Genomic DNA, 25,860 nt, shown 5'->3' on the forward strand with positions numbered 1-25,860 from the left:
GCTTAAGCTGGAGGCTTTTTGTTACAGTGCTGACGCTGAAGCTAGGCGGGCGGTGAGGCTCCGCTTAAGTCCACGCCCAGAAGAAGCCGTCCCGGTCCCAAGCGACCCGTCCCTTATGCAGCTTGCGGAATGCCTTTTTCACTTCCTTTTCCAAGGAGACATTCCCGTTCTCGTTCACGAAGATATACTGCTCGCCAAAATGCTGCTTCACATGCTCGATCGCTTCCTCCTGGCGCAGCATCCCTCTGAATTTAATCTCGTTAACCATCCACTCCGCGATTTGCTGCTCGGTTGTTGTTTCCACGTTCTTATGCGACCTCCAATACTTGATTGGCGTTATTATATCATGGCTTTGTTAGAGCTCAAAGAAACGGAAGTTCACTGGCTTTTTCATACGCAAGGATATAAGCTCATAATGGATGGGAGGGATTTACTTGAAAAAATTCATGTTTGCGGTCATTTCCGTATGCGCTATAGTCGGATTTCTTTTTGTAGAAGGACTGCATTTCAAAGTAACGAACGCCATACATGGGGATGTAAAGGTTATTCGGACCGAGGATATGGGGAATAGCGCCAAGGCTGTTTTATTCAAGGACAATTCCAACCATACTTTTGGCGTGGCAAAAATAGAAAAGAAATACGGGTTCCTCTACCGTTATGACGGAGGATCTTATAGTTTTCAGGTTTTGGAGGGTAAACCATTTCAAGCTTCAGGGATTGGCGATCCCGAAAGTTTTCTGGTGGCCGTAAAAACCGCTGATGAATCAAATATCAAATATATCGCGATTGGAAACCACATGGACAATATAGGGCCAACGGAGCCTTATCGGCTATCCCTTGAAGAGGTAAAATCAAATCCAAGCGAGTACCATCTGCAAGAAGTTACCGACAATTACGCCTTATTTGTATTTAATGGGCCATCGGAGGACAATTGGACGATTCGGGGTTTTAGTGAGGATGGTAAATTGATTGCAGATAAATTATTCGGCGGAGAAGAAAGATACGTTGATTGGGAGTAGTCTACGTTGGATTTGGTACAGTATTAGGACGCATATCAAGTGTTTCGAAAGATCTACATTGGATTGTCTCCAGTAGAATCAGCTCAATTGTGATCATTCGGCTCATTTTTGGCTTGTATACTGGAGTGATTCCAACGTAACCTCGGAATGGTTCATAAATTGCTCATTTTACTGGAGAAATTCCAACGTACGGCGATAAAAATAAGGGGCTGTCCCATATGTCATTACAATGACGATGGGACAGCCCCTTAACAATTAATCGCCTTAATCTTAACGCTGAATCGGTTCGATCCGGTAAGAGCCTGCCGCGCCTTCAACCGGCTCGATAGACCAGCCGAAGGACAGCGCCGTTCTCAGGCGCTCCAGCTGTTCCGGCGTGAGCTGTGCGGTTACGGCTTCTTGCCCGGCTTCTAGCTCAAGCTGAGGCTCGTCGCCGAAAGCAACCCAAATCCAGCTGCGGAGGCCGCGCACGGTATTGTACTTGATCTGGTAGCCGTTACGGACTGCCGATTCAAAAGTTTCCGGCTCTTTCTCGGCAAAGGCCGCCAGATCGCTATAGTTGAATTGGAAGATGCTATCATCCGTCGGAAGATCGGCTCCGGCCTTTACTCTGGCAATAATCTCGTCATCCGACCAGCCATGTCCCTTGCGAAGAGACTCCACAAGCAATGCATCCCATTGCGACAGCTTTACGATATTCGTCATTTGGTTTCAGCCTCCCTTAGCTAACTTGGCTCTATTCATGATCTTACGGCAAAGCGACCCAATGCCCCGGGCTTACTTCGCGCAGCACCGCGGCTTCTTCAGCGGCAGCATCCGGCGTATAAATGACCCGTTCAACGACAGCGCGCGGATCCGGTACCGGAATCGCGGACAGCAGCGCCTTCGTATACGGGTGAAGCGGATTGTCGTACAGCTCATCGCTGTCCGCAATCTCTACCAGCCGCCCGTGATACATCACGCCAATCCGGTCGGAAATATGCCTTACCATGGACAGGTCATGGGCAATAAACAAATAAGTCAGGCCGAATTCAGCCTGTAAATCTTCAAGCATGTTAACAACCTGAGCTTGCACGGATACGTCGAGCGCGGAGATCGGCTCGTCGCAGACGACGAAGTCCGGCCGTACCGACAATGCGCGCGCAATGGAGATCCGCTGGCGCTGTCCGCCGCTGAATTCATGCGGATAGCGGTACAGATGCTCGCGCTTTAGACCTACCCTCTCGAGCAGCGATGCAATAACTTCCTTGCGGTCTTCCATGTCCTTGTACAGACCGTGGATATTCATCGGTTCGCCGATCAAATCCAGCACGCTCATGCCGGGATTAAGAGACGAATAGGGATCCTGGAAAATCGATTGAATCCGCCGGCGGAAAGGCTTCAGCTGCTTTTCGTTAAGCTTCGAGATATCCTGGCCGTCGAACTTGACCATTCCGTCCGTATAGTCGTACAACCTTAGAATAGAGCGGCCGACGGTGGACTTACCGCTGCCGGATTCGCCAACAAGGCCAAACGTCTCGCCTTTGTTGATCTGGAAGCTTACGCCGTCAACGGCCTTCAGCACTTCCGAGGTGCGGCCCCAGGCATCGCGGCTTTTCACGAAATGCTTTTTCAGCTGCTGGACATCCACCAGCACTTTTTTATCCTCTGACACGGGCAGCGCTCCCTTCGATTTCCGGATGGCGCGCTAATTCGGCCTGAACCTCGGCATCGTTCAGCCAGCAGAGGGCACGATGGCCTTCGCCGATCTGAAAATGCGGCGGAAGCTCCGCGCATTTCGGCATCGCATGCGGGCAGCGTTCCATAAACGGACAGCCCGGGGGCGGGTCGAGTAGATCCGGCGGGGAGCCTTCAATTGGCACCAGACGCTCGCGCGAGCCCCCTTGCCGCTGCGGTACCGAACGCAGCAGACCCTGCGTGTACGGATGCTTGGAGTTGTAGAAAATATCTTCTACCGTTCCTTCTTCCATGACCATGCCGCCGTACATCACGATAACGCGGCTGCATACCTGGGCGACTACGCCCAGGTCGTGGGTAATTAATGCGATTGAGGCACTGGTCTTCGCTTTCAATTCTTTCAGCAGATCGAGAATTTGAGCCTGAATCGTCACGTCGAGAGCCGTTGTTGGTTCATCGGCGATCAGGAGCTCCGGCTGGCAGGATAATGCCATTGCGATCATAACGCGCTGCCGCATGCCGCCGCTGAATTCATGCGGATACTGCTGGACGCGGCGTTCGGGTTCGTTAATTCCGACCTGGCGGAGCATCTCAATGGCTTCCTTCAGCGCGGCTTCCTTGCTAAGACCGCGGTGCCGGCGGATAACCTCCGTCATCTGATCGCCAATCTTCTTAACCGGATTAAGCGAGGTCATCGGATCCTGGAATACCATCGCGATCCGGTTGCCGCGAATTTGGCGCCATTTACGCTCCGGCAAGTTGTTCAGCTTCTCGCCGGCAAAGGTAATGTCGCCGCTTATAATCTCGCCCGGGGGCGGAATCATCGCCATAATGGCTTTGGCGGTGACGCTCTTGCCGCTGCCGGATTCGCCAACGATGCCGATCGTCTCGCCTTGATCGATGTGAAGGCTGACGCCGCGAACCGCTTTATTTTCTCCGCTGCGGGTGTGGAATGATACTTGTAGGTTATTGACGGTTAGCAGCCTGTCTGCCATCTAACGTTCACTCCTTTCGGAAGGGGCGCGGGCAAGGGGAGGAAGGGTATCCCTTCAACTACCTCTTGCCAAGCTTCGGTTCGAAACCAACGCGCAAGATATCGCCTAGAATATTAAAGCTGAGCACCGTCAGCAGAATGAATAAACCTGGGAACAACGCAAGGTATGGAGCCTGCGCGATATAGCCCTGCGCATTGTTCAGCATGCTTCCCCATGTCGCGTTTGGAGCCTGCACCCCAAATCCGAGGAAGCTGAGGGTGGATTCCATCATAATCGCGGAAGCTACGTTGTTCGTTGCGGCAACGATAATGACCGGAACCAGACTCGGGAAGATATGACGGATAATAATGCCCACATGATTCTGCCCGGAGGCTTTCGCGTACATGACGTACTCGCGCTCCAGAAGCGTCATTGTCTCGGCCCGTATGATACGGGACATGTTCATCCACATCAACAGTCCGATAATAAAGACGATACTGGTTAGATTCGGCTTCAGGAAGACGCTGAGCAGCAGCATCAGCAGGAAGGTTGGAATCGACAAAATAATTTCGAGCAAACGCATCAGCAGGTTATCGATCCAGCCGCCGAAGTAGCCGCTGACAATCCCCACGATCGTGCCGATCGTCGTTGCCAGCACCATGGCGGAGAAGCCGACCATCAGGGAGACGCGTCCGCCGTACAGGGCACGGGCAAAGTAATCGCGGCCGTAGTCGTCGGTACCGAACCAATGCGAGGAGCTAGGCGGCTTCAATCGCTGCAAAGCATCCAGAGCGTTAGGATCTTTAGGGGAGAGAAAAGCAAAGATCGCTCCCAGTATGAAAATAACGAGAATCGCAACTGCGACGATCCCCATTTTGCTGCGTACGAGCTCTAGGCCCGCATTTCGCCATTTGGTCCGATTCATGAGCTCACCTCGTTGATTTGATTCTCGGATCGGCGAATCCGTATAAAATATCCGCAAGCAAGTTGCCAAGGATCAGGAACAAGGCGGAGAACAGCGTAATGCCCATAATGACCGGATAATCCATCCCTTTGACGGCCGTCATGCCAAGCGAGCCGATGCCCGGCCAGGAAAAGACGGTTTCCGTTACGATCGCACCGGTAACCAGATCCGCCATGGACATGCCGAGCAGCGTAATTACCGGCAGCAGAACATGCTTCATGACGTGGCGGAACAGCACTTGCCGGCGAGTTGCGCCAAAGGCGTATTGAATCTGAACATAATCTTCCTTAAGCTGACCGATCGTGCTGGAACGGATGTAACGCACGTAGACGGACAGGAAACCAAAGGCCAGAACGACGCATGGCAGAATACCGTGCTTAACGACGTCCCAAGCGGAATGGACGCCAATCGTCCGCATGCCCATAATTGGAAGCCAGTGCAGTTCAATCGCAAATAAATAGATAAGTAAAATAGCCAGATAGAACAGGGGTACCGATATACCGATATAAGAAATCAGGTTAATGATCTTGTCCTGCCAGCGGTTACGGTTCGCTCCGGCAGTCAGGCCAAGCGGGATAGCAAGCAGCACGGACAGTGCGATGGAGCTGCCCATTAGTCCCGCGGTTGCAGGCAAACGGTCCAGGATCTGATCCATCACCGGCTGGTGATTGACTAGTGAATAGCCCAGATTGCCCTGGAACAGCTCTTTGAGCCACAGTAAATATTGAATGTAAGCAGGCTTGTCCAGCCCGAGATTATGACGGATGCGTTCAATATCCTCGGGATGCATATTCGGCGTCACGAAGGATAGAACAGGGTCTCCAGGAGCCAGCTTGATTAAGGCAAAGCAGGCGATCGAGACGAAGAGCAAGAGCGGAATCGTCTGCAGTAAGCGTCTAGCGATGAGTTGTCTCATGCGATTGTCTCCTATGCTGTTTACGGCAAAAAATAAACTGGGTTACCCCCAATGTCATTAAACTAAACGAACTTAATGACATTGGGGTAGCCCCAGCTATTTTTTGCCTATATCCATATTTAATTCTATTTTTAAGCTTATTTCATGTACAGCTTCGATGGATCTTCGAAGATAACGACCGGCTTCAGAACGGCTTCATTCAGGCCGCCGAAACGTTTGTCGATCGCAACGATTGTTTTCGTGTAGCCGACAGGGTAGATAACCGCGTCATCCGCGATTGTTTTTTGCAGCTGCTGGTAAGCTTCGCCGCGTTTCGTTGCGTCCGCTTCGCCAGCGCCTTGGTCGAACAGCTTGTCTACTTCAGGGTTGGAGTAGCGAGCATAGTTGGAGTTCGAACCGGTTGTGTAAAGGATACGGTAAGCGTCCGGATCGTAGCCCATGATGTAGCCGGCATAGGACAGCTCGTAGTCCTTCGATTTCAGGTCAACAAACTTCTGGCCGTACGCCGAAGCGTCCATGCTTTGCAGCTCAACCGTGATGCCAACGGCTTTCAGCTTTTGCTGAATGTACAGGGAAGCAGCTTCTTGCGCTTTGTTGCCGCTCGATACGATGAAGCGGAGCTTCAGGTTGCTTTCGCCGGCGGAAGCCAGCAGTTCTTTTGCTTTATTTACATCGTTGTCATACGAAGGAACGTCGTTTGTTTGGAACAGGCCATCCGGTGTTACAAAAGATTTAGCAGGGTCTGCGTATTCGCTCGAGCCGTATACCGTTTGGATCAGTTCCTCACGGTTCAGCGCGTAAGAGATCGCTTGACGAACTTCTTTTTTCTTCAGGGCGCCAGTGTCGCTGTCTTCATTGAAGAGCAGGTAAGCCAGACGGCCTTCGGAGTAAGCTTGAATATCGAAGTTGCCTGTGCTTTCGATGGTGGATACGTCTTGCGGATCCAGGTATTTCACGTTGATTTCGCCGTTCTGCAGAGCCAGGTTAGCTGCATTGGCATCCTTCGCGATACGGTAAGTGATCGAATCCAGATGCGGCTTGCCGCCGAAGTAGTTATCGAAACGCTCAAGCGTTACGTACTCGCCTGTCTTGTACTCTTTGAACTTGAATGCGCCGGAACCAACCGGTGCGTTGTTCTTTGTGCTTTTCTCGATATTCGCTTCGCCTTCGAAAATATGCTTAGGAATAGGAGTCAATTGCACGAGAGTGGCTTCAAACGCCGGGTTTACTTGCGGCAGCTGGAATTCAACCGTTGTGTCGTCAACCTTAACCGCTTTGATCGGCTTGCCGCCCAGGATCAGGTTCTCGCGGAAGAAGCTGTTTTGCTTCTCGTCGAGAATCGTATCGAACGTGAAGACAACGTCGTCAGCCGTCAGTGGCTGGCCGTCATGCCAAGTCAGGCCGCTTTTCAGCTTCAGTGTATAAGTCAGGTTGTCAGCCGAAGGCTCAAGGCTGTCAGCCAGGTAGAAGGTTTTCTTGCCATTGTTCACTTGGAACAGCGGAGCGTAGAGAGCTTGGTCGATTGTCAGGCTGACGCGGTCGCCTGCATAGATCGGGTTAAGAACGACAGGGTCGGCTTGTACACCCAGAATCAGGTTGCCGCCGTCCTTCGCTTGATCGGCTGCCGCCGTGTTCGAAGGCGATGCTTCGGAATTATTGCCTGCAGTGTTGGCGCCGTTGTTGTTGCCGCTGCAAGCGCTAATGATTACTGCTAGAATAATGAGGGTAAGTAAAGCGGGAATGCTTTTGCGCATGATTCTATCCTCCAGTTTGTCTGTGGTGTTCTAATGTATTTATAATACATCGGATTACTCGGAATTACAATCTTTAAATTTCCACAACTAAAATTTTCAAAATCAAAAATTTCGTTTGGCAATAAATCCTTCCTTTAAGCGCGGTCGCTCATCGTGAATAAGCTTCGATAAAGGATTTATTATATTTCTCTCATTATGCTCCAAAAAGCTAGAGCTGTCGATGCAAGGAAGCCCCTGTTATGCCTGGATATGACAAGGTTTCCCTGATATTAGGTGATGTTATTCATAAATTTAATGTAACCTTTACAGCGGCGCCAACGTTTGTAATAACGAGCAAAGCTTACGAAGCGCCATTGCGCAAATGGCATGGGCTCGCCAATTCGAGTAAAAAGCAATTCCTTTTTAGGAGGTAAAGTATGAAAAACAAGAGCATCACAACGAAATGGACCATTCTGCTGAGCAGTACAGTTCTGGCGGCCTGCTTATTATCGGCCTGCAACAACAATAATTCGAATGCGAATACGAACTCGTCTCCAAGTCCAACGGTATCGGCATCGCCAACCCCGACGGAATCGGCCTCGCCAGAGGTTGAAACGAAACAAGGAGAAGGTGAATTTGTCGGCCTGGCCGACTCCCATACGGTAGAGATCACGGTGGACGGCGAAGCGGCTGCTTATCAGTTGGGGGAAGGAACGGACAGCGCGGCAGCTGCCCTTAAAGAGGGCGATAAAGTAAGCTTCGAGTACACGGAAGTGGCTATCGAAGGCGATGCAACGGCGAAGCTGCTCACAATCACCAAGATCGCAAAGATCGAGAAGTCGGCTGAAGATACGCCGGCTCAAGAGCTTCCCGCAACGAAGGATTTCAAGCTCCAGCTGGAGGGCAATGAAGAGACCCGTACCGGCACGCTTGCGAAAGGCGACGGTTACGCGCTCTACATCTTCGAGCAGTTCAAATTCGATGCGGCGGCTAATAAGCTGATTATGAATGTAGACAACAATTATTACGTAGAGATCAGCAAGCTGCCGGAAGGATTCAAGCTGGACGACGTGAAGGCGGATGCGGAAAAAGAGCTTAAATCCGTAGGCGATGTGCAGACGATCGATCCGAAGGATTCAAATTCGATGCTCGGCGACTTCGATCTGATGCTCAAAGCGGCAAGCAATAAGCTGACGAAGGAAGTTATCGTGAAGACGGTGGGCGGCACAAGCTTCCTGTTCAAAGTAAATCAGCCGGTAGGAGAGCCAACCGAAGGCTTTGGACCGCTTGCTTTTACTTCGATGGGTTCAATCGTGGCACAATAAGGGTAATAGGATATGAACAGTCTCCGGGGAGCTTAGCGCTCTTCGGGGGCTGTTTTTTTTAATTTGCAATCGTATTCATTTCCGTGTAGAATACGCCAAAGTTAAGGTATAATGACCTAGAAAGGCGAGGGGGGTGTGTGGATGGAATATCAAATAGACATCGAATTTAAGCCGCTGAACGAAGCGATCAGTAGTTTGCATACCTATATTTGCCGAAAATCGCATAAGAAGCTGGATCTTTCGCCAAGCTGGGCACAGGAAACCCGTACCAACCTGACGCCGGAGCTGGCTGGTTGGCTGGACGAGCTTTCCATAGACCAAGAGTGGAAATTTGCGTTCTTGCTTGTTTATTTGAGTCCCGAGGCCGATGTTCACGGCTTTGTGAATTGGCTCTCGAAGCAGAGCACGGGTGATCTGTATGATAGGATGTCGCCTTACAGCAGCAGTTTTCCCGTAGACATGAACGCTTTTAAAGATAAGATCCTAAAGCTGTTCACTCTATGGCAGGAGCAATATTTCAAGGATATCAGCCCGCAAATATTGAGAAGCCTGGAAGAGGTCGCTGCGGAAAGAACAGGGGTCCAATCCACCACTCCGGCCTGGCAGTTCGTGGACGAGACAACGAATGGACTTATATTTGAACCCATAGCGAATCTTAATAAGCTTGTGCTGATTCCTCAGTATCATTTTCAGCCTATCAATATCGTATCGCACTTTAATCAGCTAACGCTTTGCTACTACTCCGCGAGAGTAGACCTCAGCGACGAGGATTTCATGTCCGCCCATGACTATCGGATATTAAGAAGTCTGGGAGAGAAGAGCAGGCTGAAGATCCTGCGTTATTTGCATCAAGGACCGCGGACTTTTATCGAAATTCATCGTTATCTCAAGCTGTCGAAGGGGATCACGCATGATCATATCTCCAAGCTGCGCAGCGCGGGACTGATTCATGCTCATTTCGAAGGCGAGAACCTGACGGTATACAGCTTGCGTTCCGGCGCTCTTGACAGGTTGCAGCATGTGATTATGGATTATATAACCGGTAATTAGCGAAATTTAGGATGCCGCTTTTCCCTCATTGGGGGAAGGCGGCATTTTTGTTATTTTCTTTATTTCTCTATGAGGAGAAATAATTTTTAGTTCTCTCTTTACAGAACTGTCTTAGGTTTCTATAATAGGGACTAACGATTCCAATTCATAGTTTACCAGTCGGAATTACGAAAAGTCATATTGTAACTTATGGGAGGGTTTTTATGAAGAAGTTAACTCTAGCCACAACATCCGTCGTGCTTGCCGGCACCTTGCTCCTTGCTGCTTGCTCCAATAATAGCAACGGGGGCAGTGGCAACCAAGCTCCGGCGAATTCACCGGCAGCCAGCAATACATCCGCTTCGCAAGGTTCACCAGAGGCGATTCAGGCCAGCGACATCAGCAAATTGCCTGATCAAGCGAAGAAGCGGACGGATACGATTATCGTTGGACTTACCGACCCTAGCGGTGCATTTACTCCTTATTTCCAACAAAGCGGCTATGACGGCAACGTTTCTTCGCTTCTTTATACCCCGCTTGTTACCGTGGATGACAAAGGCGCTCCTCAGCCAGGGCTGGCGGAGAAATGGGAAGTATCGCCTGACAGCTTGACCTATACGTTCCACCTGCGCAAAGATCTGAAATTCAGCGATGGCTCTCCGCTGACAAGCGATGACGTAGCGTTCACGTGGACGATCCTGAATGACAAGTCGTATGACGGCGACTCGCAGGTTAACACGCTCGGTATTAAAGGAAGCGCGGCTTACAAGGACGGAAGCGCGACCTCTATCGAAGGAATTAAGGTCGTTGATCCGCAGACCCTCTCCGTTACGTTGGAAAAGCCGAATGCGGCTGCTCTTGTGCTGCTTGGTTCCGATGTTCTGTCCAAAGCTTACTACGGCAAGGACTACAAGCAAGGCGATCTGGGTTATATGAAGCAGCTTAGCTCGAAGCCGCTTGGCACCGGCCCTTACAAGCTGGAGAAATTCCTTCCTGGTCAAGAGGTTCGTTTCACGGCTAATGACAACTATTACGGCGAGAAGCCAAAGACCAAAAACTTCATTTACAAAACATCCGAAGGCGATACGTGGCAATATCTGGAGACAGGCGAGGTTGACTATGCCTCCTTCAGCGCTACTACCGAAAATATAGACAAGCTGAAGTCGCTTGGCTTCGTTAATATCGTTCCGTATACACCAAGCACTTACAGCTACCTGCAGCTTAATTTCGAGCACAAGGCGCTCGACGATAAGAAGGTGCGCCAAGCTTTAACCTACGGTCTTGACCGTCAAAGCATCTACGTGGATGCCAACCAGGGGGCAGGCGTTGTGGCTAACATTCCGTCTTCGCCAATCTCGTGGGCTTACACGGAAGACAATATTAATCCCTACAAATTCGACACGGAAAAAGCGAAATCGCTTCTCGATGAAGCCGGTTGGACCGTTGGTTCGGGCGGCATTCGCGAGAAAGACGGCGAGAAGCTGAAAATCCATTATCTCGGCACGAAGAGTAAGAACACGGATATCTTCATCGCGGTTGCGAAAGAAAACTTTGCGGCGCTGGGCATTGAGTTTGAGCCTGAAGTATTCGCGGATTTCAATGCGCTGGTCTCCAAGGTAGAAGGCGGAGATTATGACATGGTATCCTTCTCGACTCCGCTTCTGACGGATCCGGCTGACGGCTTGCTGCAGTTCGTAGACGGCGAGATTAAAGGCTACGACAATCCGAAGTTCAAAGAGCTGTACGAGAAAGGTCTTGCCACAACCGACATGGAAGAGCGCAAGGCGATTTATAAAGAAACGTTCCAGCTGCTTAACGATGATCTGCCAGTTATCTTTACCAACTACAAGAAGAGCGTCTATGCTTACAACGCAAGAATTGAGAACCTGTCCGTCAGCCCATTCTACGGACTGGCTTCAAGCCTGCCGAATTGGACGCTGAAGTAAAAATAATGTCCCCTGCCCGGACCTATTGCCGGGCAGGGGATGTGAGGTTAAGGAGCCGATATGAGCACTTATTTCGTGAAGAGACTGACCTACATGGCCATTATATTGCTCGCCGCTTCCTTTCTGATCTTTAGCTTGTACGCCATGACGCCGGGTGATTTCATCACCGGCAATATTAAATTAACCCCGGAACGAAAGGCGGAGCTCCGGGAAATTTACGGACTTAACAAGCCATTGATCGAGCGGTATCTCACTTGGATGAAGAACGCCGTGCACGGAGACTTCGGTTATTCCCTTGCCCAGCAGAAGCCGGTGCTCACCTTGTTCAATCAATATATCTGGAACTCATTCCTGCTTGCGATTGTTTCTACGTTCTTAACCTGGTTAATTGCCGTTGTGGTAGGGGTAATCGCGGCCTATAAGCAGTATTCCTGGTTCGATACGCTGGTCATGGTGCTGATCTTCGCCGCGATGTCCATCCCGTCCTTCTTTATCGGGTTATTCCTGATTAAGGTGCTCGCCGTTGACTTGAAGTGGCTGCCGCCGGGAGGAATGATTACGACGGGGAGCAATGCCCAAGGATTTGCCTATGTGAAGGAAGTTATTCACCATATGACGCTTCCGGTCATCGTTATGACGCTGCTGGGCGTTGGCTCGCTGACGCGTTACTTCCGCAGCAATATGATTGATGTCATTAAACAGGACTATATAAGAACCGCCCGGGCAAAAGGGCTGACCGAGCGCAAGGTGTTATTCACTCACGCTCTTCGCAATGCCTTGCTGCCTGCCATAACGCTGGTTGGCTTCGAGCTTCCGGCTTTGTTCGGCGGATCTCTAATTATAGAGAAGATCTTTAATTGGCCGGGCATCGGACAACTGTATATGCAGTCATTCGGGCTGCGCGATTATCCGCTGCTGATGGGCTTTACGATGTTTATCGCCGTACTGACGGTAATCGGAACTTTGCTGTCCGACATTCTATATCATCTCGCGGATCCGCGGGTGAAGCTGTAGGAAGGGGGGACTTATAGATGACGGTTGCTGGCGGAGAAACGGCTCAGGGAATAAGCGTTAATAAAAATCAACCACATGCAAGATCGTCGCTGTGGCGGCAATCCTTCCGGAGGCTTGTACGCAATAAATTGGCGATAACGGGCTTTGCCGTTGTCGTGATTATGTTTTTGGCTTGTTTTATCGGTCCGTTCTTCTCTCCTTATACGGATAACAAAATCAATATGGCCTTAATGAATCATGCGCCTAGTGCCAAGCATTGGCTTGGTACGGATACCCTTGGGCGGGATGTGATGACCCGGGTGCTGCTGGCAGGCAGAATCTCGCTGACGGTTGGGCTTGCTTCCATGGTATTGTCCGTGTTTATCGGCACCCTGCTTGGCATTATAGCCGGTTACTATCGCGGCGTTGTCGACCAGCTCATTATGAGGCTGGCTGATTTGCTGCTTACGGTACCAAGCCTTCCGCTTCTATTCATTATCGGTGCCTTGCTGTCCGAGTGGAAAGTGCCGCCGGACTACCGGATGTATATCGTTATGCTGATGCTCAGCGTCGTCAGCTGGCCGGGCTTGGCCCGAATGATCAGAGGCCAGCTGTTGTCCTTGCGCGAACGGGAGTTCATGCAAGCAACCATCGTGCTGGGGCTTAGCGATAAAAGAAAGCTGTTCCGGCATCTGCTGCCGAATCTTGTGCCGCTTATTATCGTCATTGCGACGCTTAATATCGGCGGTGCGATTCTTAGCGAATCCGTACTAAGCTTCTTCGGTTTAGGCGTTATGCCGCCAACGCCGACCTGGGGCAATATGATTGATGCCGCTAATAATATGATCGATTTCCAGGAACGGCCATGGCTATGGCTGCCGCCGGGCTTCTCGATTTTTGCGACGGTTATTGCCATTAATATTTTTGGGGACGGCCTGCGCGACGTGCTGGATCCGAAACAGAAAAGGTAGGTGAGCTTCTATCATGAAGGAATTGCTAACCATTGATCATCTTCGAACCTTCTTCAAGACGGAAGCGGGTACCGTCCGGGCCGTGGACGATGTCAGCCTGCAAATCAAGCCGGGCGAGACCGTCTGCATCGTGGGGGAGTCAGGCAGCGGCAAGAGCATTACGGCGATGTCGATCATGGGACTCATTGAGAGTGCCGGGGGCAAGGTGGAAGGCGGCAGTATCCAGTTTCAGGACCGCGATCTGCTGAAGCTGTCCCGCAATGAGCTTCGCACGATCCGCGGCCACGAAATCGCAATGATCTTCCAGGAGCCGATGTCCTCGCTTAATCCGGTCCTGAAGATCGGAGAGCAAGTAATCGAGCCGCTGATGGAGCATCAGAAGCTTGGCCGAAAAGCGGCGCGCAAGCGTGCAATCGAGCTGATTAAGCAAGTCGGCATCTCCAGAGCGGAACAGATTATCGATGCGTATCCGCATGAATTAAGCGGCGGCATGCTGCAGCGCGTTATGATTGCGATGGCGATCTCCTGCGGTCCCAAGCTGCTTATTGCCGATGAACCAACCACCGCGCTTGACGTGACCATTCAGGCGCAAATCCTTGATTTGCTTCGCAGCCTGAAGGAAGAGAGCGGGATGTCGATTCTGCTTATCACCCATGATCTTGGCGTAGTGGCAGAGATGGCGGATTACGTAGCGGTTATGTATGCAGGCAAAATCGTCGAGCAAGGCGAAGTGGAGGCGATATTCGCAAATCCGAAGCATCCCTACACGAAGGGATTGCTGCGTTCGAAGCCGATTATGAACCAGCTCCAGGATGAGCTGTATTCCATTCCCGGACAAGTCCCGAATCCGCTTGAGCTGACGGAGTCGTGTTACTTCCATGACCGCTGCGAGCAGTGCATGGCCATTTGCCGTACCAAGCAGCCGGCGCTTGTTCCGGTAGGCGAATCACAGCAAGCGGCGTGCTGGCTGTACGAGGAGGAGAAGCGGTATGCCTGAAGCATTGCTCGAAGTACGCAATCTGAAAAAATATTTCCCTATCCAGTCGGGACTTCTGAATCGGACGGTGGGTCATGTGAAAGCCGTTGATGACCTTAGCTTCACGATCCGCAAAGGCGAGACCTTTGGTCTTGTCGGCGAATCGGGCAGCGGCAAGAGCACGGTAGGGCGTTCCATCGTCCGCTTGACCGAGAAGACGTCGGGCGACGTTCTGTTTAAGGGAACGGATATCTATTCGCTTCCTAAGGATGAGCTTCGGCAAATTCGGCCGGCTCTTCAGCTTATTTTCCAGGATCCGTACAGCTCGCTGAACCCTCGGGTGCGCGTTGGCGACGCCATTGGCGAAGCGCTGCTTGACCATGGGTTGGCCGATAAATCGGAGGTTCGCGACCGGGTGCTGGAGGTGCTCGAGTTATGCGGTCTGTCGGATTATCATATCGACCGTCTTCCGCATGAATTCTCGGGCGGCCAGCGTCAGCGGATCGGAATCGCCCGGGCGCTTGCGCTGAATCCGGAGCTTATCATTGCCGATGAGCCGGTATCGGCGCTGGACGTATCGATCCAGGCCCAAATCATTAATCTATTCCGGAAGCTGCAGCAAACAAACGGATTGTCCTATTTGTTCATCTCCCATGATTTGAGCGTCGTCGAGCATCTATGCACGCGGATCGGCGTCATGTATCTCGGATCCATGGTCGAGACGGGCACAAGGGAGGATCTGTTCCTCCGTCCGCAGCATCCGTATACGAAAGCCTTGCTGTCGGCCGTTCCGATACCGATTCCGAAGCTGAAGCGGGAGCGCATTGTGCTCAGCGGCGATATTCCGAATCCGGCCAATCCGCCATCCGGCTGCAAATTCCACACCCGCTGCCCTTTCGCGACGGAACGCTGCAAGGAAGAGGTACCGGCCCTTCGGACCATTGGCACCGACCATATGGTTGCTTGCCATTTGGTGTAAGGGGACGCATGGAAAAGGACTCTCCCAGCCGTTATCGGAAGATAACCGTTGAGAGAGTCCTTTTTTGTTTGAGCAAGAAGGAATAGATGTTGTTTCGCTTTACTTTTCCAGCAGCTCTTTCATGATTTTTCTTCCCGTCGGGGTCTGGGCGAGCCCGCCTTTGGCTGTCTCCCGCAAGGATTCCGGCATCGCTGTGCCAACCTCCAGCATGACCTGCACGACTTCGTCGGACGGGATGACGCTGCGGACTCCCGCAAGCGCCATGTCCGCCGCCGCAAGCGCGGTTACCGCTCCGAATCCGTTGCGGACGATGCAGGGCACTTCAACTAGACCGCCGACCGGATCGCAGACGAGGCCAAGCGAGTTTTTGAGCGCGAGCCCCACGGCATGAACCGCCTGGGCTGGCGATGCGCCCCTTAAGTCGGCGAGCGCGCCGGCCGCCATGCCGATTGCCGACCCAACCTCGGCCTGGCAGCCGCCTTCCGCGCCGGACACAAACGAATTATTGGCGATGACGTAACCGATGGCGCCGGCTGCGAATAAGCCCTCAACCATTTGCTCGTCGCTCCAGCCGAACCGTTCCTGACAGCTGATTAGAACGCCGGGTATAATGCCACATGAACCTGCCGTAGGCGTTGCGATGATCCGGCCCATGGAGGCGTTTACTTCGGAGACGGCCAGCGCGTACGCCATCGCAAGGCTTGCGTCCTCTCCCAGCAGACTCGCCCGTTTGTCCCTGTAAGCCATAACGCGCTTGGCGTCCTGGCCGGTCAGGCCGCTTGGGGAGGTGGTGTCCTCCGTTAACCCTCTGCGCACGGCTTCTTTCATCACTTCATAATAGGATGCCATCTGCGCAAATTCCTCTTCCGGCGCTTTACCCGATTCCTGGGATTGTTCTTGCACCATATACCGTCCAATGGACAAGCCGCTTTGCTCCGCTTTTTCGGCTAGTTCCTTTAAAGTGCGAAAATTCATTCGTGGTGACTCCTTTCTCCTGTTGACGTCCTCATTTCACTAAGCGGATGGCTTGAATGCCCGGGTAGCCGTTCAATTTCTCCAGCAGCTCCGCGGAAATGGCCTGGTCCGTCTCAATGGCCATCATCGCCTGTCCGCTCCTGTTCTTCCGGTCAACCGACATATAGCCGATATTGATGCCTTCCTCCTGCAGAAGCCGCGTCACCTCGGCAATCATCCCGGGAGAATCGGTATGCCAGATCACAAGCGTCGGGTATTGGCCTGTCAGCTTCACCTTGAATCCGTCAACGCTGACGATTTCGATGTTCCCTCCGCCGATGGAAGTGCCAACGATCGTAAAGGAAGGCTCTTCTTCGTTCTTCCGGTACAATCGCAGCTCCGCGGTATTCGGATGAGGAAATAGTCCTTTCCCCGTCTGAACCTCTACCAGAATACCTGCTTCGGCAGCTATCCTGAGCGAATCCGGCAGGCGGATATCGTCCGTCTCCATGTCCAGCAGCCCGCCAACGATAGCGGAGTAAGTGCCATGGCCGATGTAGGTCGCTGCAAAAGAGCCGTAGAAAATGACGTCCGCGCGAGCCGGCATGGCGCCGAACAATTGTCTGGCTAAGCGTCCGATTCGGGCAGCTCCCGCGGTGTGGGAGCTGGAGGGACCGACCATAGCCGGACCAATGATGGAAAATACGTCTTTGAATCTCATGATTGCCTCCCTCGGGTGAAACGCTGCCGGTTCGGCAGCCGATTAGCTTCGAACAACCGCCTGATGCTCCGACATCCGCGGCGGCGTGATTTCTTTTGGCACAAGACAGTCATAGGCATGCCCGTCCAGCCGCGTCTCAAGCTCGGCTTTGGCTGCCGCCGCAAGCTCTTCGCTTCTCAGTACTTCGACCGCGGCACAAGCCATGACTTTGCCTGCCAGCAGCATTCCTTTATGCGCATAAGAGGATTGTCCCTGCGCAACCGTCTGCCAGGCATGCAGCGGCGTGCCGAATGCCATCGTTGTTGTGACGCATTGCGCGGTCGGCACGTTCCAACTGACGTCCGCCACATCCGTCGAGCCTGCCATCCACATTTCGCGCTCGTCGTTGTAAGGGGCGACGAATCCGGGGAGCGGCCGCTCCGCGAGAAGGGCGGCGAGCTCGCGGTCGAACGTTTGGCCTGCTTCCAGCTTGTCCTCGGGGGACAACGATTCGTAAATGGCCTTGGCGTAGCCGTATTCCGCTTCCGTATATTCAGGCGCGCCGAGCTCGTTTAAATGCTTGTGCATGACGGCCTGCAGCGTGCTGTTCGGTACCAGGTTGGCGCAGGCGCCTTCGATGGTATGCTCCATCGTTGTCCCGGTCATAAGAGCGGCACCGCGGGCAAGATCAACAACCCGGTCATGCAAGGCGCGAACCATGTCCGTCTTGGGAGCCCGGATCAGATAGGTTACTTCCGCTTCCTTCTGTACCACGTTTGGCGACAATCCGCCCGAATTGGTTATCGCATAATGGAGTCTGGCCTTATCGACAATATGCTCTCGCAAATAGTTTGCCCCGATATTCATTAACTCGACCGCGTCCAGCGCGCTTCGTCCCTGATGAGGAGCTGCCGCCGCATGGGCGCTTTTGCCGAAGAACTTGAATGTCGCGTGAAGGACAGCGTTCGAGGAGCCGTGCATGACGGCGTTCAAGGAGGCCGGATGCCAGCTGAAGGCCGCGTCAACGCCGGCGAATTTCCCTTCCCTTGCCAGGAAGGTTTTGCCGTAGCCGCTTTCCTCCGCCGGGCAGCCGTAATATTTGACCGTCCCCGGGAGGCCGTTCGCGACCATGTAATCCTTTACGGCAACCGCTGCGGCAAGCGCGCCGGCTCCGAGCAGATTATGCCCGCAGCCATGCCCATTCGCGTTAGGCGTAACGGGATCGAATTCGGCTATTTCCGCTTTCTGGCTAAGCTCCGTTAACGCATCGTATTCGCCGAGAAGGGCGACAACCGGGCTTCCGGCGCCAAAGGTGGCGATAAATCCCGTCTCCAGCCCGGCGGGACTTTGCTCGATGCTAAAGCCTTCCTTCTCCAGGATGCCGCTTAACAAAGCGGCTGATCGGAATTCCTCAAACCGCGTTTCCGCGAAAGTCCAGATTTGATCGCTGGCGGAGATGAACTGCTCTTTTTTGCGATCGATGAGCTTCGAGATTTCCTGCGTGATTTCTATGGTCATGGTTGAACACCTCGCGTTAGTTTTAGTTGGTAACGGAATCGACGACAGCTTGGGATTGGGCATTTGCTTTCGGACGAGCCAGCATGAGCGCAGCCGCGCAAAGGACGGCAAATACGACGAGCAGGACGAAAGCCGAATTGTAGGATCCGCCCGAGGCATCCACCATAAAGCCCATAAGCATCGGTGTCAGGAAGCCGGCAAGCTGGGCACCCGTATTAATGAAGCCGTTCGCCGTTGCGACTTGCGATTCGTGCATGGTCTTCAAGCAGTTGGACGCGATCAGCGTTGCGATAAAAGCGAATAAAACGCCAATGATGGTCTGATAAGTAATGAAAAGGAAGATGCTGCCGGCGTTGCTCATGAGATAGAGGCAGACCCCGACCAATACGGCCAGCACCGCGCCGGCTTTCTTGTCCTTGCCTTCCGGAATGCGGTCAAGCAGATAGCCGCTGAACAGCATCGCGATAATGCCTGCAAGGGATGGGAAAATGCTGAGTGTCCCGACCTGCGTCATATCCAGTCCGCGAACGTTGATCATATAAGTTGGCATCCATGCGGAGAGCCCCCAGTTGACCGCGTAAATACTGAAGTAGCCAATGAATAGATTCCAGATCATCGGGGTCTTGAGCACGGTTTTGAGCGTGGATTTCGGCTTTGCCGCGGGTTGTCCCGAAGGGCCTTCCTGGATGGCTGCACGCTTCGGCTCCTTCAGGAAGAAGAAAATAAAGAGGCTTACGACAAGGCCGACCGCCCCGATAATATAAAACAACTTCTGCCAGCCTATGGTTCCGCTGGATGCCGCATAGATGAATGGCGTTGCGATCCCCATAATGGCACCGGAGGAAAGCATCAGCGCCATCGCCCGGCTCCGTTCATTAAGCGGGAACCAGCTTGCAATGGCTTTCGAGCCGGAAGGGAAGAAGCTGCCCTCTCCAAGGCCGAACAAGAAACGGATCGCGATCAGAGACACGGCCGACCAGGCTGCGCCGGTCAAGATGGTGAAGATCGACCACATGAAGATTGCAGTCACGATAACCTTGCGGTAACCGAACCGGTCGGCCAGCGCGCCGCCCGGTATTTGCATCAGCGCGTAGCCAAGGAAGAAGCTGCTGAGAATGACGCCTTGAGCGGATGCGCTAAGTCCAAGATCCTTCGTAATATCAACAACGGAGTAGTTGATGACGAACCGGTCCAGATTGCCGAGACACCAGCCGAGAAAAAGCAAGATCAGAACGACGTATTTCTTTTTAGAACCTGTTGCATTCCCCATCTTTGTTACCTTCCTTCTCATGTAATGGTAGATTTCGATTAGGTATATTTATAAATTACAAGATTCAATTCCGAGAAACAATGTGCATTCCTCCAGAAGAATAGCTATAATACTGTACATATAAACATTGCTGGCAGGTGGAGCTCTATGTATCGGAATATGGGGAATTCACGCATCATACAAGGGAAATACGAGATTTGGATCAGTCAAAGCTTTAAATATTGGGCCTTATTGGAGTCCAGGGGAGGGCTGGAGCCGGATGCTTCGGAGTTTGCGAATCCCTTTGAGATAAGCCACGCTTATTGGGAGAAAAAAGCTGAATATATGTTAGTTTATCTCCCATATAGTATTCATACCGTCATTGCGGTTCGTATCCAAACCGAGCTTCTTGAGCTTACCGAGGATGATTTATTCCATTTGTCGACCGGATTATACCCTTATTATTCGGAAGCCAGCTTGAAGCAGCAGGAAGTAAAATTGAACAAAATGATGGAAAGCATCCGGGAAGTAACGCAATCGGTTAATCTGGACGAGCTGCTCAGCAAAATTCTTACGAACGCGCTCTCGGTTATCCCTTATGAAACGATAGGCGTGTTATGGATGTATGATCCGGCGCTTGGCCGTCTTAAGGTGCGGGCGAAGGCTGGCGAAATCGGAAAAGAAATGCTTAAGATGGCCATAAAGCCGGATGAAGGGATGATAGGAAAGACGTTTCGCAGAGGAACGCCTAAGCTGTACCGCGACTTCGACGAGATTCTGATCGATTTCGGAGATATGACAGCGGAGAATGTAGAGCATTTGACGCACGCGTACGATTTTATGCAGAGCAAGTCGATCGTCACAGTGCCGATTCTCGTTCATAACAAGCCTGAATGCGTCCTTATTGTCTACCAGACCGGCAAAAAACCGCTGTTGACCGAGCAGGATATGCAGCTCTTGCAGGGCTTCGCCGATCAGGTATCGATCGCCATTACGAATGCCCGGTTAATTGAGGATTTGCGCAGACAAAACCTGGAGCTTCGCAGGAGGGATGAGATTCATGCCTCTCTCGTCAAGCTGTCTCTTCAGAATAAAGGAGCCGCCTCTATTGCGTCGGAGCTTAGCAAGATGATAGGCCTGCCGCTTATTTATGTGGATCTGCTGGAGAATAAGTGGCATCCCGAGCGGAAGCGGGGGGCTTCGGGGTTAAGCGGGGAGGAGCTGCTTCGGCTTTATGCCCGCGAGCAAGGCCCTTCTTATCGGCAAGCGGAAGAATCGGGGAACAGCCCCGGCAAAAAGCTTTTTTGCTATCCCGTAGTAGCATCCTCCGCCTGCTTGGGGTATTTGCTCGTCGAACTGACGGGTGGGCTGGATTCCCTGCAGCAGATTGCAATCGAGCAGGGGGCTTCCGTCTTGGCGCTGGAGCTGCTCCGGAAGCAGTCGCTTTCCGAATTTTATTACAAGAAGACGCAAGATACGTTCCTTGAGCTTCTTCATGCGAAAAATCCCGACGTATGGAGGGAAAAGGCTGACTTGCTCGGGATCGACACCTCGCTTCCCTTGATGGTTGCGGTATCGGAGTTAAGCTCTCCGGCTCCATCTGCCGAGCTGAACCTGCATGTTTACCGCTTTGTCGTTGATTTGCGCGAAGCACTGGGGCAGCAAATCCTCGTGCCCGTCATCTTCGCCAGCGGTAATAAAGTGACGATCGTGCTTCAATCAAGGAAGAACGAAGCGGTGGTGCTGAAGCGGTTCCGTTCCTTCTTGGGCAGCTGGGAGCAGTATTCGAATCTCAGAATCCGAACGGGAGCCGGTTCGTTCTTTGGGGATCTTCATGCGGCAGGAAGCAGCCATGGCGAAGCCGATAAAGCGTTGTCTTATCTGGCCGCAAGAGGAAGCTACGCCTTTATGCTGTATTCGGATATCGGGCTGAACCGTCTGTTCATCCGCCATCCGAAGGAGGAGCTTGAAGCGTTTGTCCGGGAAATCTTCGAGCCGCTTCAACAGGCGAAGAGTCAGGGCACCGGGCTGGCCGACACGCTCCTCACGTACATGGCCTCCGACCGTTCGGCCAGCCTCGCAGCCGATAAGCTGCATATTCATATCAATACGCTGTACCTTCGTTTGAGGAAAATAGAGGATCTGCTAGGGTTATCGTTCGACGATCCGGAGAACGTACTCCGGATTCAGCTTGCCTGCTACCTGAAGCAGTCGTCTCGAGAGTAGGTGTAGGCGAGGTCGGGTAACGCTACAATGGAATTCATCCAATAAAATGCGACTAAAATAAAGTATTCCTGAACCTACATTGGATTTTATCCAGCATAATTGCCGTTTTGGAACAAAAAACGCCAAAAATGGGTAATTTCACGGTATGGAATCCAACGTATGAGTTGAACCTCAGCCATTTTGCGTAAATACGTTGTACAGAATCCAACGTGTACGAGAGGGGATATAACGAAAGGAAATTCGTAACAGACAGCGACAGCGACCAAGGAACACGTGGTTCCTTGGTCGCTGTCTGTTCTACGCCGTTAATGATTCTGTCGGAATTCGCTCGGCGAGATCTGGAAGTGCTTCTTGAACACGCTCGAGAAATAGGTGGAGTCCTCGAACCCGACGGTCTGGCAGATTTCCGAGATTTTCATGTCCGTGTTGCGCAGCAGCACCTGCGCTTTCTGCAGCTTAAGCTTATTCACGTAGCCGGTGAAGGTCTCGCCGGTTTCTTTTTTGAACAGGGTGCTCAGGTAGCTTGGATTCAAATGAATGTTCTCCGCCACCTGTTTTATCGACAGATCGCTGTCCAAATAATGTTCTTCGATATAATCAATCGCCTGTTGAATGCTGTTCACATACGGATTAGCCTGCTGCTTCCAGCGGTCCAGCCGGGTTTCGAAATCCTGGCAGGCCGCCTTGAACCAGCTCTTCAGCTCCATGGCTCCTGGAATCTGGTCAATCATCTGCAGCAGCGCCTCGGCCGGCTTGCTCTGATGGCTGAACAGCCCCAGCACCTCGGAGATCTGATTCAGCGCAAGGGAGTGGTTGATGACCAGAATCTTGCCGTCCGTCAGCGGAAAGGAACCGGCTTGCCCGCCAACCTTCTCGAAGTAGTCATGCAGAGCTTGAAGATCCCCGGAAATAATGAGCGACATAATCTCGTTTTTCACCGCTTCGACGGCTTGACGCTTGCTTGACCGGTCCGCAATCTGCGGAACCGTTGGCGCATGCACGCGCTGCTCGTTATAGGCGGCGTAAGTCGACATCAGCCCATCAACGTCCGAGGTTGGGCCAAGCGGAACGGTTTCGATAGCAATGCCCAAGTATTCGCGTACGGCAAGCTCCGCATTTTCTCTCCAGCAAGCCGTCTCCAAATCGGACGATACGGACAAGATAAACTGATCTTCCTTCAGAATAAGCAGCTTGGCATTCGCATCCTCGCTAAGCGCCAGCTCCTGGAGGATGTTGTAGATTCCGTATTGCAGCACGTACAGATCGTCGGCCCCGTAATTTTTACCCTCCGGAAAATAATCCGTTATCGTCACCAGCCACAGCCGGCAACCTTCGAACATACGAAGGAAATGCGAGGTCAGCTCCTGGTTCATCTGATACTTGAGCAGAATCGAGCGGAGCAGATGCTCCCGCGTCGTCTGCTGCTCCTTGCGCTTGGCCTGCAGCTTCTTGGAGGCGCTGCCCAGAATTCCTGAAATATCCTCGTCCGAGCAAGGCTTGAGCAGGAAATCCATTGCTCCGTACCGGATGGCCGATTGCGCGTATTGAAAGTCCTGATAGCCGGTAATGATGATGAACAGCGTATCCATCCCATGCGAGTGAATGCGCTCTGCGAGCTCAATCCCGTTCATAACGGGCATGTGAATGTCCATCAGAATGAGGTCAGGCTTCAGCTCCAGCGCCTTCTGCCAGCCTTCCTCGCCGGTCTCGGCTTCTCCGATGACGATCCAATTCCTGCTCTGCGAGATCATAAACTTCAGCCCCTCACGGAAATTAGGCTGGTCCTCTACGATTAAGACGGTTCCCTTCATGCGGAGTCCTCCTTGCTGATCGGTAAAATAAAGCTGACGGTTGTTCCGGCATTTAGCCTGCTCTCGAAGCGCAGCCCGTATGGCGCGCCGTAGACGAGCTGGATTCTGCGCTCCACGTTATGAATGCCCAGATGATTGCCGTGGATATCGCGTTCACCCGCCTCTAACTTAAGCAGCGTCTCGGGCTCGATTCCTTTGCCGTTATCCGTTACGTCCACTCTCAGATGCTCCTGCTCCTGGTAAACGTGAATGCGCAGCAGCTTATTGTCTGCTTTTGTCTTGTCGGCAAAGGCATGGACAAAGACGTTCTCGACCGCCGGCTGCAGAAGCAGTCTTTGCATTTCCATGCAGAGCAGCTGCTCGTCCGTTTGGATGTCCAGCTCGAGGTCGGGGTGGAAGAGAGACATCTGAATATTAATGTAGCTCCGCAGCTGCTCCAGCTCCTCGCGGAGCGTGCTTGGCTGCTCGATCGGCTTCAAGGAATACTGCAGGATTTTCGAGAGCGATTGGATGATGCCGGCCGTATCCTTGGCGTTCTGCAAATACAGCTTCCAATAGATTTCGTTCAATATATTGTACAGGAAATGCGGATTAAGCTGCGCCTGGATCGCCCTCAGCTCCGCTTCCTTCTCCCGCAGCTGCTTCAGCAGCACCTCGTCGATCAGCTTCTGTATGTTATCCGCCATATCGTTAAACGACTCCCCGAGAAAAGCCAGCTCATCCTTCGAGCGGACCTCGACGCGGGCGTTCATCTGGCCTGAGCGAAGCCGCCGCATCCCGGATACGAGATTCCCAAGCGGCCGCAGCAGCCTAGTGCTGGTGAGCGTCAGGAGCAGGCCGGTCAGCAGGATGCTGGACAGGCCGGATATCGCGATGGTTTTCAGGATATCGGCGTTACGCTTGTCTAAAGCGCTTAGTCCGAGACCGCTGATCAGCTTAAAGATGCCGGAATCGGAGATGTTTTTCACGAACAGATAATTGCCTTTAGCGGTAGACTGAACAACGGAAGCCCGTTCTTCCTGGTCATGCTGCAGCGGAATGCTGTCCGGATAATCCGTTTCGGCGGTAGCGTCATCTTGGCTCCGCTGGCTGAACAACAGCCGGTCCTTGCGATCCAGCAAATAGACGATGCCGCCCGTTTGACCGATATCGTCAATAACCTCGGAGAAAAAGCCCTCGTCCAGCACCAGCACCAGCGTGCCGTACGTTTCCTGGTAGGTGCTTTTCATTACGCGGGCGGCAATAATCATATACCGGTAGCCGCTGGGGTCGGCCGAGCTGGCCAGCTTGAGCCGGAACCAGGTTAAGGCGCCGTTTGTGCCTTCCAGCTCCTGATTGATAATGCTGCGAGTCGGCTTGTCCAGCATGGAGACGGCGCCGTAATTCGCATTGTAGTAGCTGTCGCCGTGCAGATTGAAAATGAACATCGCCCGGATATGGGGTGCGTCAAGCTTCGCCTGCGAGACCATGTCGTACATGAGCTGCAGCTGCTCGACTTTATCTTCGTTATTTAAGGAGTTCGTCAAGATCTTCACGACGGTCGGATGAAAGACGATGGACTGCGAGATCCGTTCAACCTCATGGATATTCTGGTTGATCCGCTGAAGCGCCTGTTTGTTGTTTTGCAGGAATTGGCTGCGGATTTCCTCGCGGAACATGTTCTGATTGGACCGGTACACGATGATTCCGGTTATAGAGGAAGTTAGAATGACGATCAGCGACAGGCTGAGAATCAGCTTGACCACAAGACTTCGGGTATGAAACGGCATAACAAAGCCAGCCTCCTTACAAGATCTAATTTTAGCTAAAGTTCCTCCAATTAAAATTAAAGAAGTACCCTTTGCAAACGGATACACTGGTAACAGGTCAAAGGTTAACAGTAACTTGAAAGGAGGGAATA

General features: G+C 52.4%; 22 protein-coding genes. 9 read left to right on the forward strand and 13 right to left on the reverse strand.

Annotation, left to right across the window (positions count from 1 at the left end):
* Positions 1-64: 64 nt before the first annotated feature.
* A complete protein-coding gene (locus tag ACR9FF_RS01495) occupies positions 65-304 on the reverse strand; it encodes a DUF6953 family protein (RefSeq protein ID WP_373312763.1) in 240 nt (79 codons plus the stop codon).
* A gap of 130 nt (positions 305-434) precedes the next feature.
* On the opposite strand from ACR9FF_RS01495, the gene ACR9FF_RS01500 reads away from it, so the two are divergent.
* Positions 435-1,019, forward strand: coding sequence for a hypothetical protein (locus ACR9FF_RS01500; protein ID WP_435168408.1), 585 nt, complete (start codon positions 435-437; stop codon positions 1,017-1,019).
* Positions 1,020-1,289: 270 nt separating this feature from the next.
* Here ACR9FF_RS01500 and ACR9FF_RS01505 read toward each other — a convergent pair whose 3' ends face one another.
* From ACR9FF_RS01505 to ACR9FF_RS01530, 6 genes are all read right to left on the reverse strand, one after another.
* Complete coding sequence (locus ACR9FF_RS01505; RefSeq protein ID WP_127497232.1) at positions 1,290-1,724, reverse strand: hypothetical protein; 435 nt, start codon at positions 1,722-1,724, stop codon at positions 1,290-1,292.
* A 43-nt stretch (positions 1,725-1,767) separates the two neighbouring features.
* On the reverse strand, positions 1,768-2,673 hold the full coding sequence (locus ACR9FF_RS01510; protein ID WP_435168410.1) for an ABC transporter ATP-binding protein: 906 nt from the start codon (positions 2,671-2,673) through the stop codon (positions 1,768-1,770).
* Complete coding sequence (locus ACR9FF_RS01515; protein WP_201007288.1) at positions 2,660-3,691, reverse strand: ABC transporter ATP-binding protein; 1,032 nt, start codon at positions 3,689-3,691, stop codon at positions 2,660-2,662. Before ACR9FF_RS01515 ends, ACR9FF_RS01510 begins: the two co-directional genes overlap by 14 nt.
* 58 nt (positions 3,692-3,749) lie before the next feature.
* The gene (locus ACR9FF_RS01520; RefSeq protein WP_317981808.1) at positions 3,750-4,595 is read right to left on the reverse strand and encodes an ABC transporter permease; all 846 of its coding nucleotides are present in this window, start codon (positions 4,593-4,595) and stop codon (positions 3,750-3,752) included.
* Between the two features lie 4 nt (positions 4,596-4,599).
* On the reverse strand, positions 4,600-5,550 hold the full coding sequence (locus tag ACR9FF_RS01525) for an ABC transporter permease (RefSeq protein WP_127497224.1): 951 nt from the start codon (positions 5,548-5,550) through the stop codon (positions 4,600-4,602).
* A gap of 137 nt (positions 5,551-5,687) precedes the next feature.
* The gene (locus ACR9FF_RS01530; RefSeq protein WP_435168413.1) at positions 5,688-7,304 is read right to left on the reverse strand and encodes an ABC transporter substrate-binding protein; all 1,617 of its coding nucleotides are present in this window, start codon (positions 7,302-7,304) and stop codon (positions 5,688-5,690) included.
* A 416-nt stretch (positions 7,305-7,720) separates the two neighbouring features.
* Between ACR9FF_RS01530 and ACR9FF_RS01535 the strand changes: the two genes are divergently transcribed.
* The 7 genes from ACR9FF_RS01535 (at position 7,721) to ACR9FF_RS01565 (ending at position 15,502) form a co-directional block, all read left to right on the forward strand.
* The gene (locus ACR9FF_RS01535; protein WP_435168415.1) at positions 7,721-8,608 is read left to right on the forward strand and encodes a hypothetical protein; all 888 of its coding nucleotides are present in this window, start codon (positions 7,721-7,723) and stop codon (positions 8,606-8,608) included.
* A 141-nt stretch (positions 8,609-8,749) separates the two neighbouring features.
* Positions 8,750-9,658 carry an ArsR/SmtB family transcription factor gene (locus ACR9FF_RS01540; RefSeq protein WP_435168417.1) on the forward strand — a complete coding sequence of 303 codons (909 nt, stop codon included), beginning with the start codon at positions 8,750-8,752 and terminating at the stop codon, positions 9,656-9,658.
* 203 nt (positions 9,659-9,861) lie between these two features.
* Positions 9,862-11,583: an ABC transporter substrate-binding protein gene (locus ACR9FF_RS01545; RefSeq protein ID WP_435168419.1), complete on the forward strand. Its 1,722-nt coding sequence runs from the start codon at positions 9,862-9,864 to the stop codon at positions 11,581-11,583.
* Between the two features lie 60 nt (positions 11,584-11,643).
* Positions 11,644-12,597: an ABC transporter permease gene (locus ACR9FF_RS01550; protein ID WP_127497214.1), complete on the forward strand. Its 954-nt coding sequence runs from the start codon at positions 11,644-11,646 to the stop codon at positions 12,595-12,597.
* A gap of 17 nt (positions 12,598-12,614) precedes the next feature.
* Complete coding sequence (gene opp4C / locus ACR9FF_RS01555; RefSeq protein ID WP_127497212.1) at positions 12,615-13,547, forward strand: oligopeptide ABC transporter permease; 933 nt, start codon at positions 12,615-12,617, stop codon at positions 13,545-13,547.
* A gap of 13 nt (positions 13,548-13,560) precedes the next feature.
* Positions 13,561-14,544, forward strand: a complete 984-nt coding sequence (locus ACR9FF_RS01560; RefSeq protein WP_127497210.1) for an ABC transporter ATP-binding protein — start codon at positions 13,561-13,563, stop codon at positions 14,542-14,544.
* On the forward strand, positions 14,537-15,502 hold the full coding sequence (locus tag ACR9FF_RS01565) for an ABC transporter ATP-binding protein (protein ID WP_127497208.1): 966 nt from the start codon (positions 14,537-14,539) through the stop codon (positions 15,500-15,502). Before ACR9FF_RS01560 ends, ACR9FF_RS01565 begins: the two co-directional genes overlap by 8 nt.
* A gap of 99 nt (positions 15,503-15,601) precedes the next feature.
* On the opposite strand, the gene sdaAA is transcribed toward ACR9FF_RS01565, so the two are convergent.
* From sdaAA to ACR9FF_RS01585, 4 genes are read right to left on the reverse strand one after another with little or no spacing between them, the layout of a single operon-like run.
* Positions 15,602-16,477, reverse strand: coding sequence for an L-serine ammonia-lyase, iron-sulfur-dependent, subunit alpha (gene sdaAA, locus ACR9FF_RS01570; RefSeq protein ID WP_435168424.1), 876 nt, complete (start codon positions 16,475-16,477; stop codon positions 15,602-15,604).
* Positions 16,478-16,508: 31 nt separating this feature from the next.
* Positions 16,509-17,177, reverse strand: coding sequence for an L-serine ammonia-lyase, iron-sulfur-dependent subunit beta (sdaAB, locus tag ACR9FF_RS01575; RefSeq protein WP_435168426.1), 669 nt, complete (start codon positions 17,175-17,177; stop codon positions 16,509-16,511).
* A 42-nt stretch (positions 17,178-17,219) separates the two neighbouring features.
* Entirely contained in the window at positions 17,220-18,668 is a 1,449-nt protein-coding gene (locus ACR9FF_RS01580) for a M20 family metallopeptidase (RefSeq protein WP_435172017.1), read from the reverse strand.
* A gap of 28 nt (positions 18,669-18,696) precedes the next feature.
* A complete protein-coding gene (locus tag ACR9FF_RS01585; protein WP_435168429.1) occupies positions 18,697-19,944 on the reverse strand; it encodes an MFS transporter in 1,248 nt (415 codons plus the stop codon).
* A gap of 147 nt (positions 19,945-20,091) precedes the next feature.
* Between ACR9FF_RS01585 and ACR9FF_RS01590 the strand changes: the two genes are divergently transcribed.
* Entirely contained in the window at positions 20,092-22,149 is a 2,058-nt protein-coding gene (locus tag ACR9FF_RS01590; RefSeq protein ID WP_435168431.1) for a helix-turn-helix domain-containing protein, read from the forward strand.
* Between the two features lie 305 nt (positions 22,150-22,454).
* On the opposite strand, the gene ACR9FF_RS01595 is transcribed toward ACR9FF_RS01590, so the two are convergent.
* Both ACR9FF_RS01595 and ACR9FF_RS01600 read right to left on the reverse strand, forming a co-directional pair.
* A complete protein-coding gene (locus ACR9FF_RS01595; protein ID WP_435168432.1) occupies positions 22,455-23,960 on the reverse strand; it encodes a response regulator transcription factor in 1,506 nt (501 codons plus the stop codon).
* Positions 23,957-25,729 carry a sensor histidine kinase gene (locus ACR9FF_RS01600; RefSeq protein ID WP_435168434.1) on the reverse strand — a complete coding sequence of 591 codons (1,773 nt, stop codon included), beginning with the start codon at positions 25,727-25,729 and terminating at the stop codon, positions 23,957-23,959. The genes ACR9FF_RS01595 and ACR9FF_RS01600 overlap by 4 nt, the downstream gene beginning before the upstream one ends.
* Positions 25,730-25,860 lie beyond the last annotated feature (131 nt).

The sequence above is a fragment of the Paenibacillus glycanilyticus genome, from assembly GCF_051200795.1.
Classification (GTDB): Bacteria; Bacillota; Bacilli; order Paenibacillales; family Paenibacillaceae; genus Pristimantibacillus; species Pristimantibacillus glycanilyticus.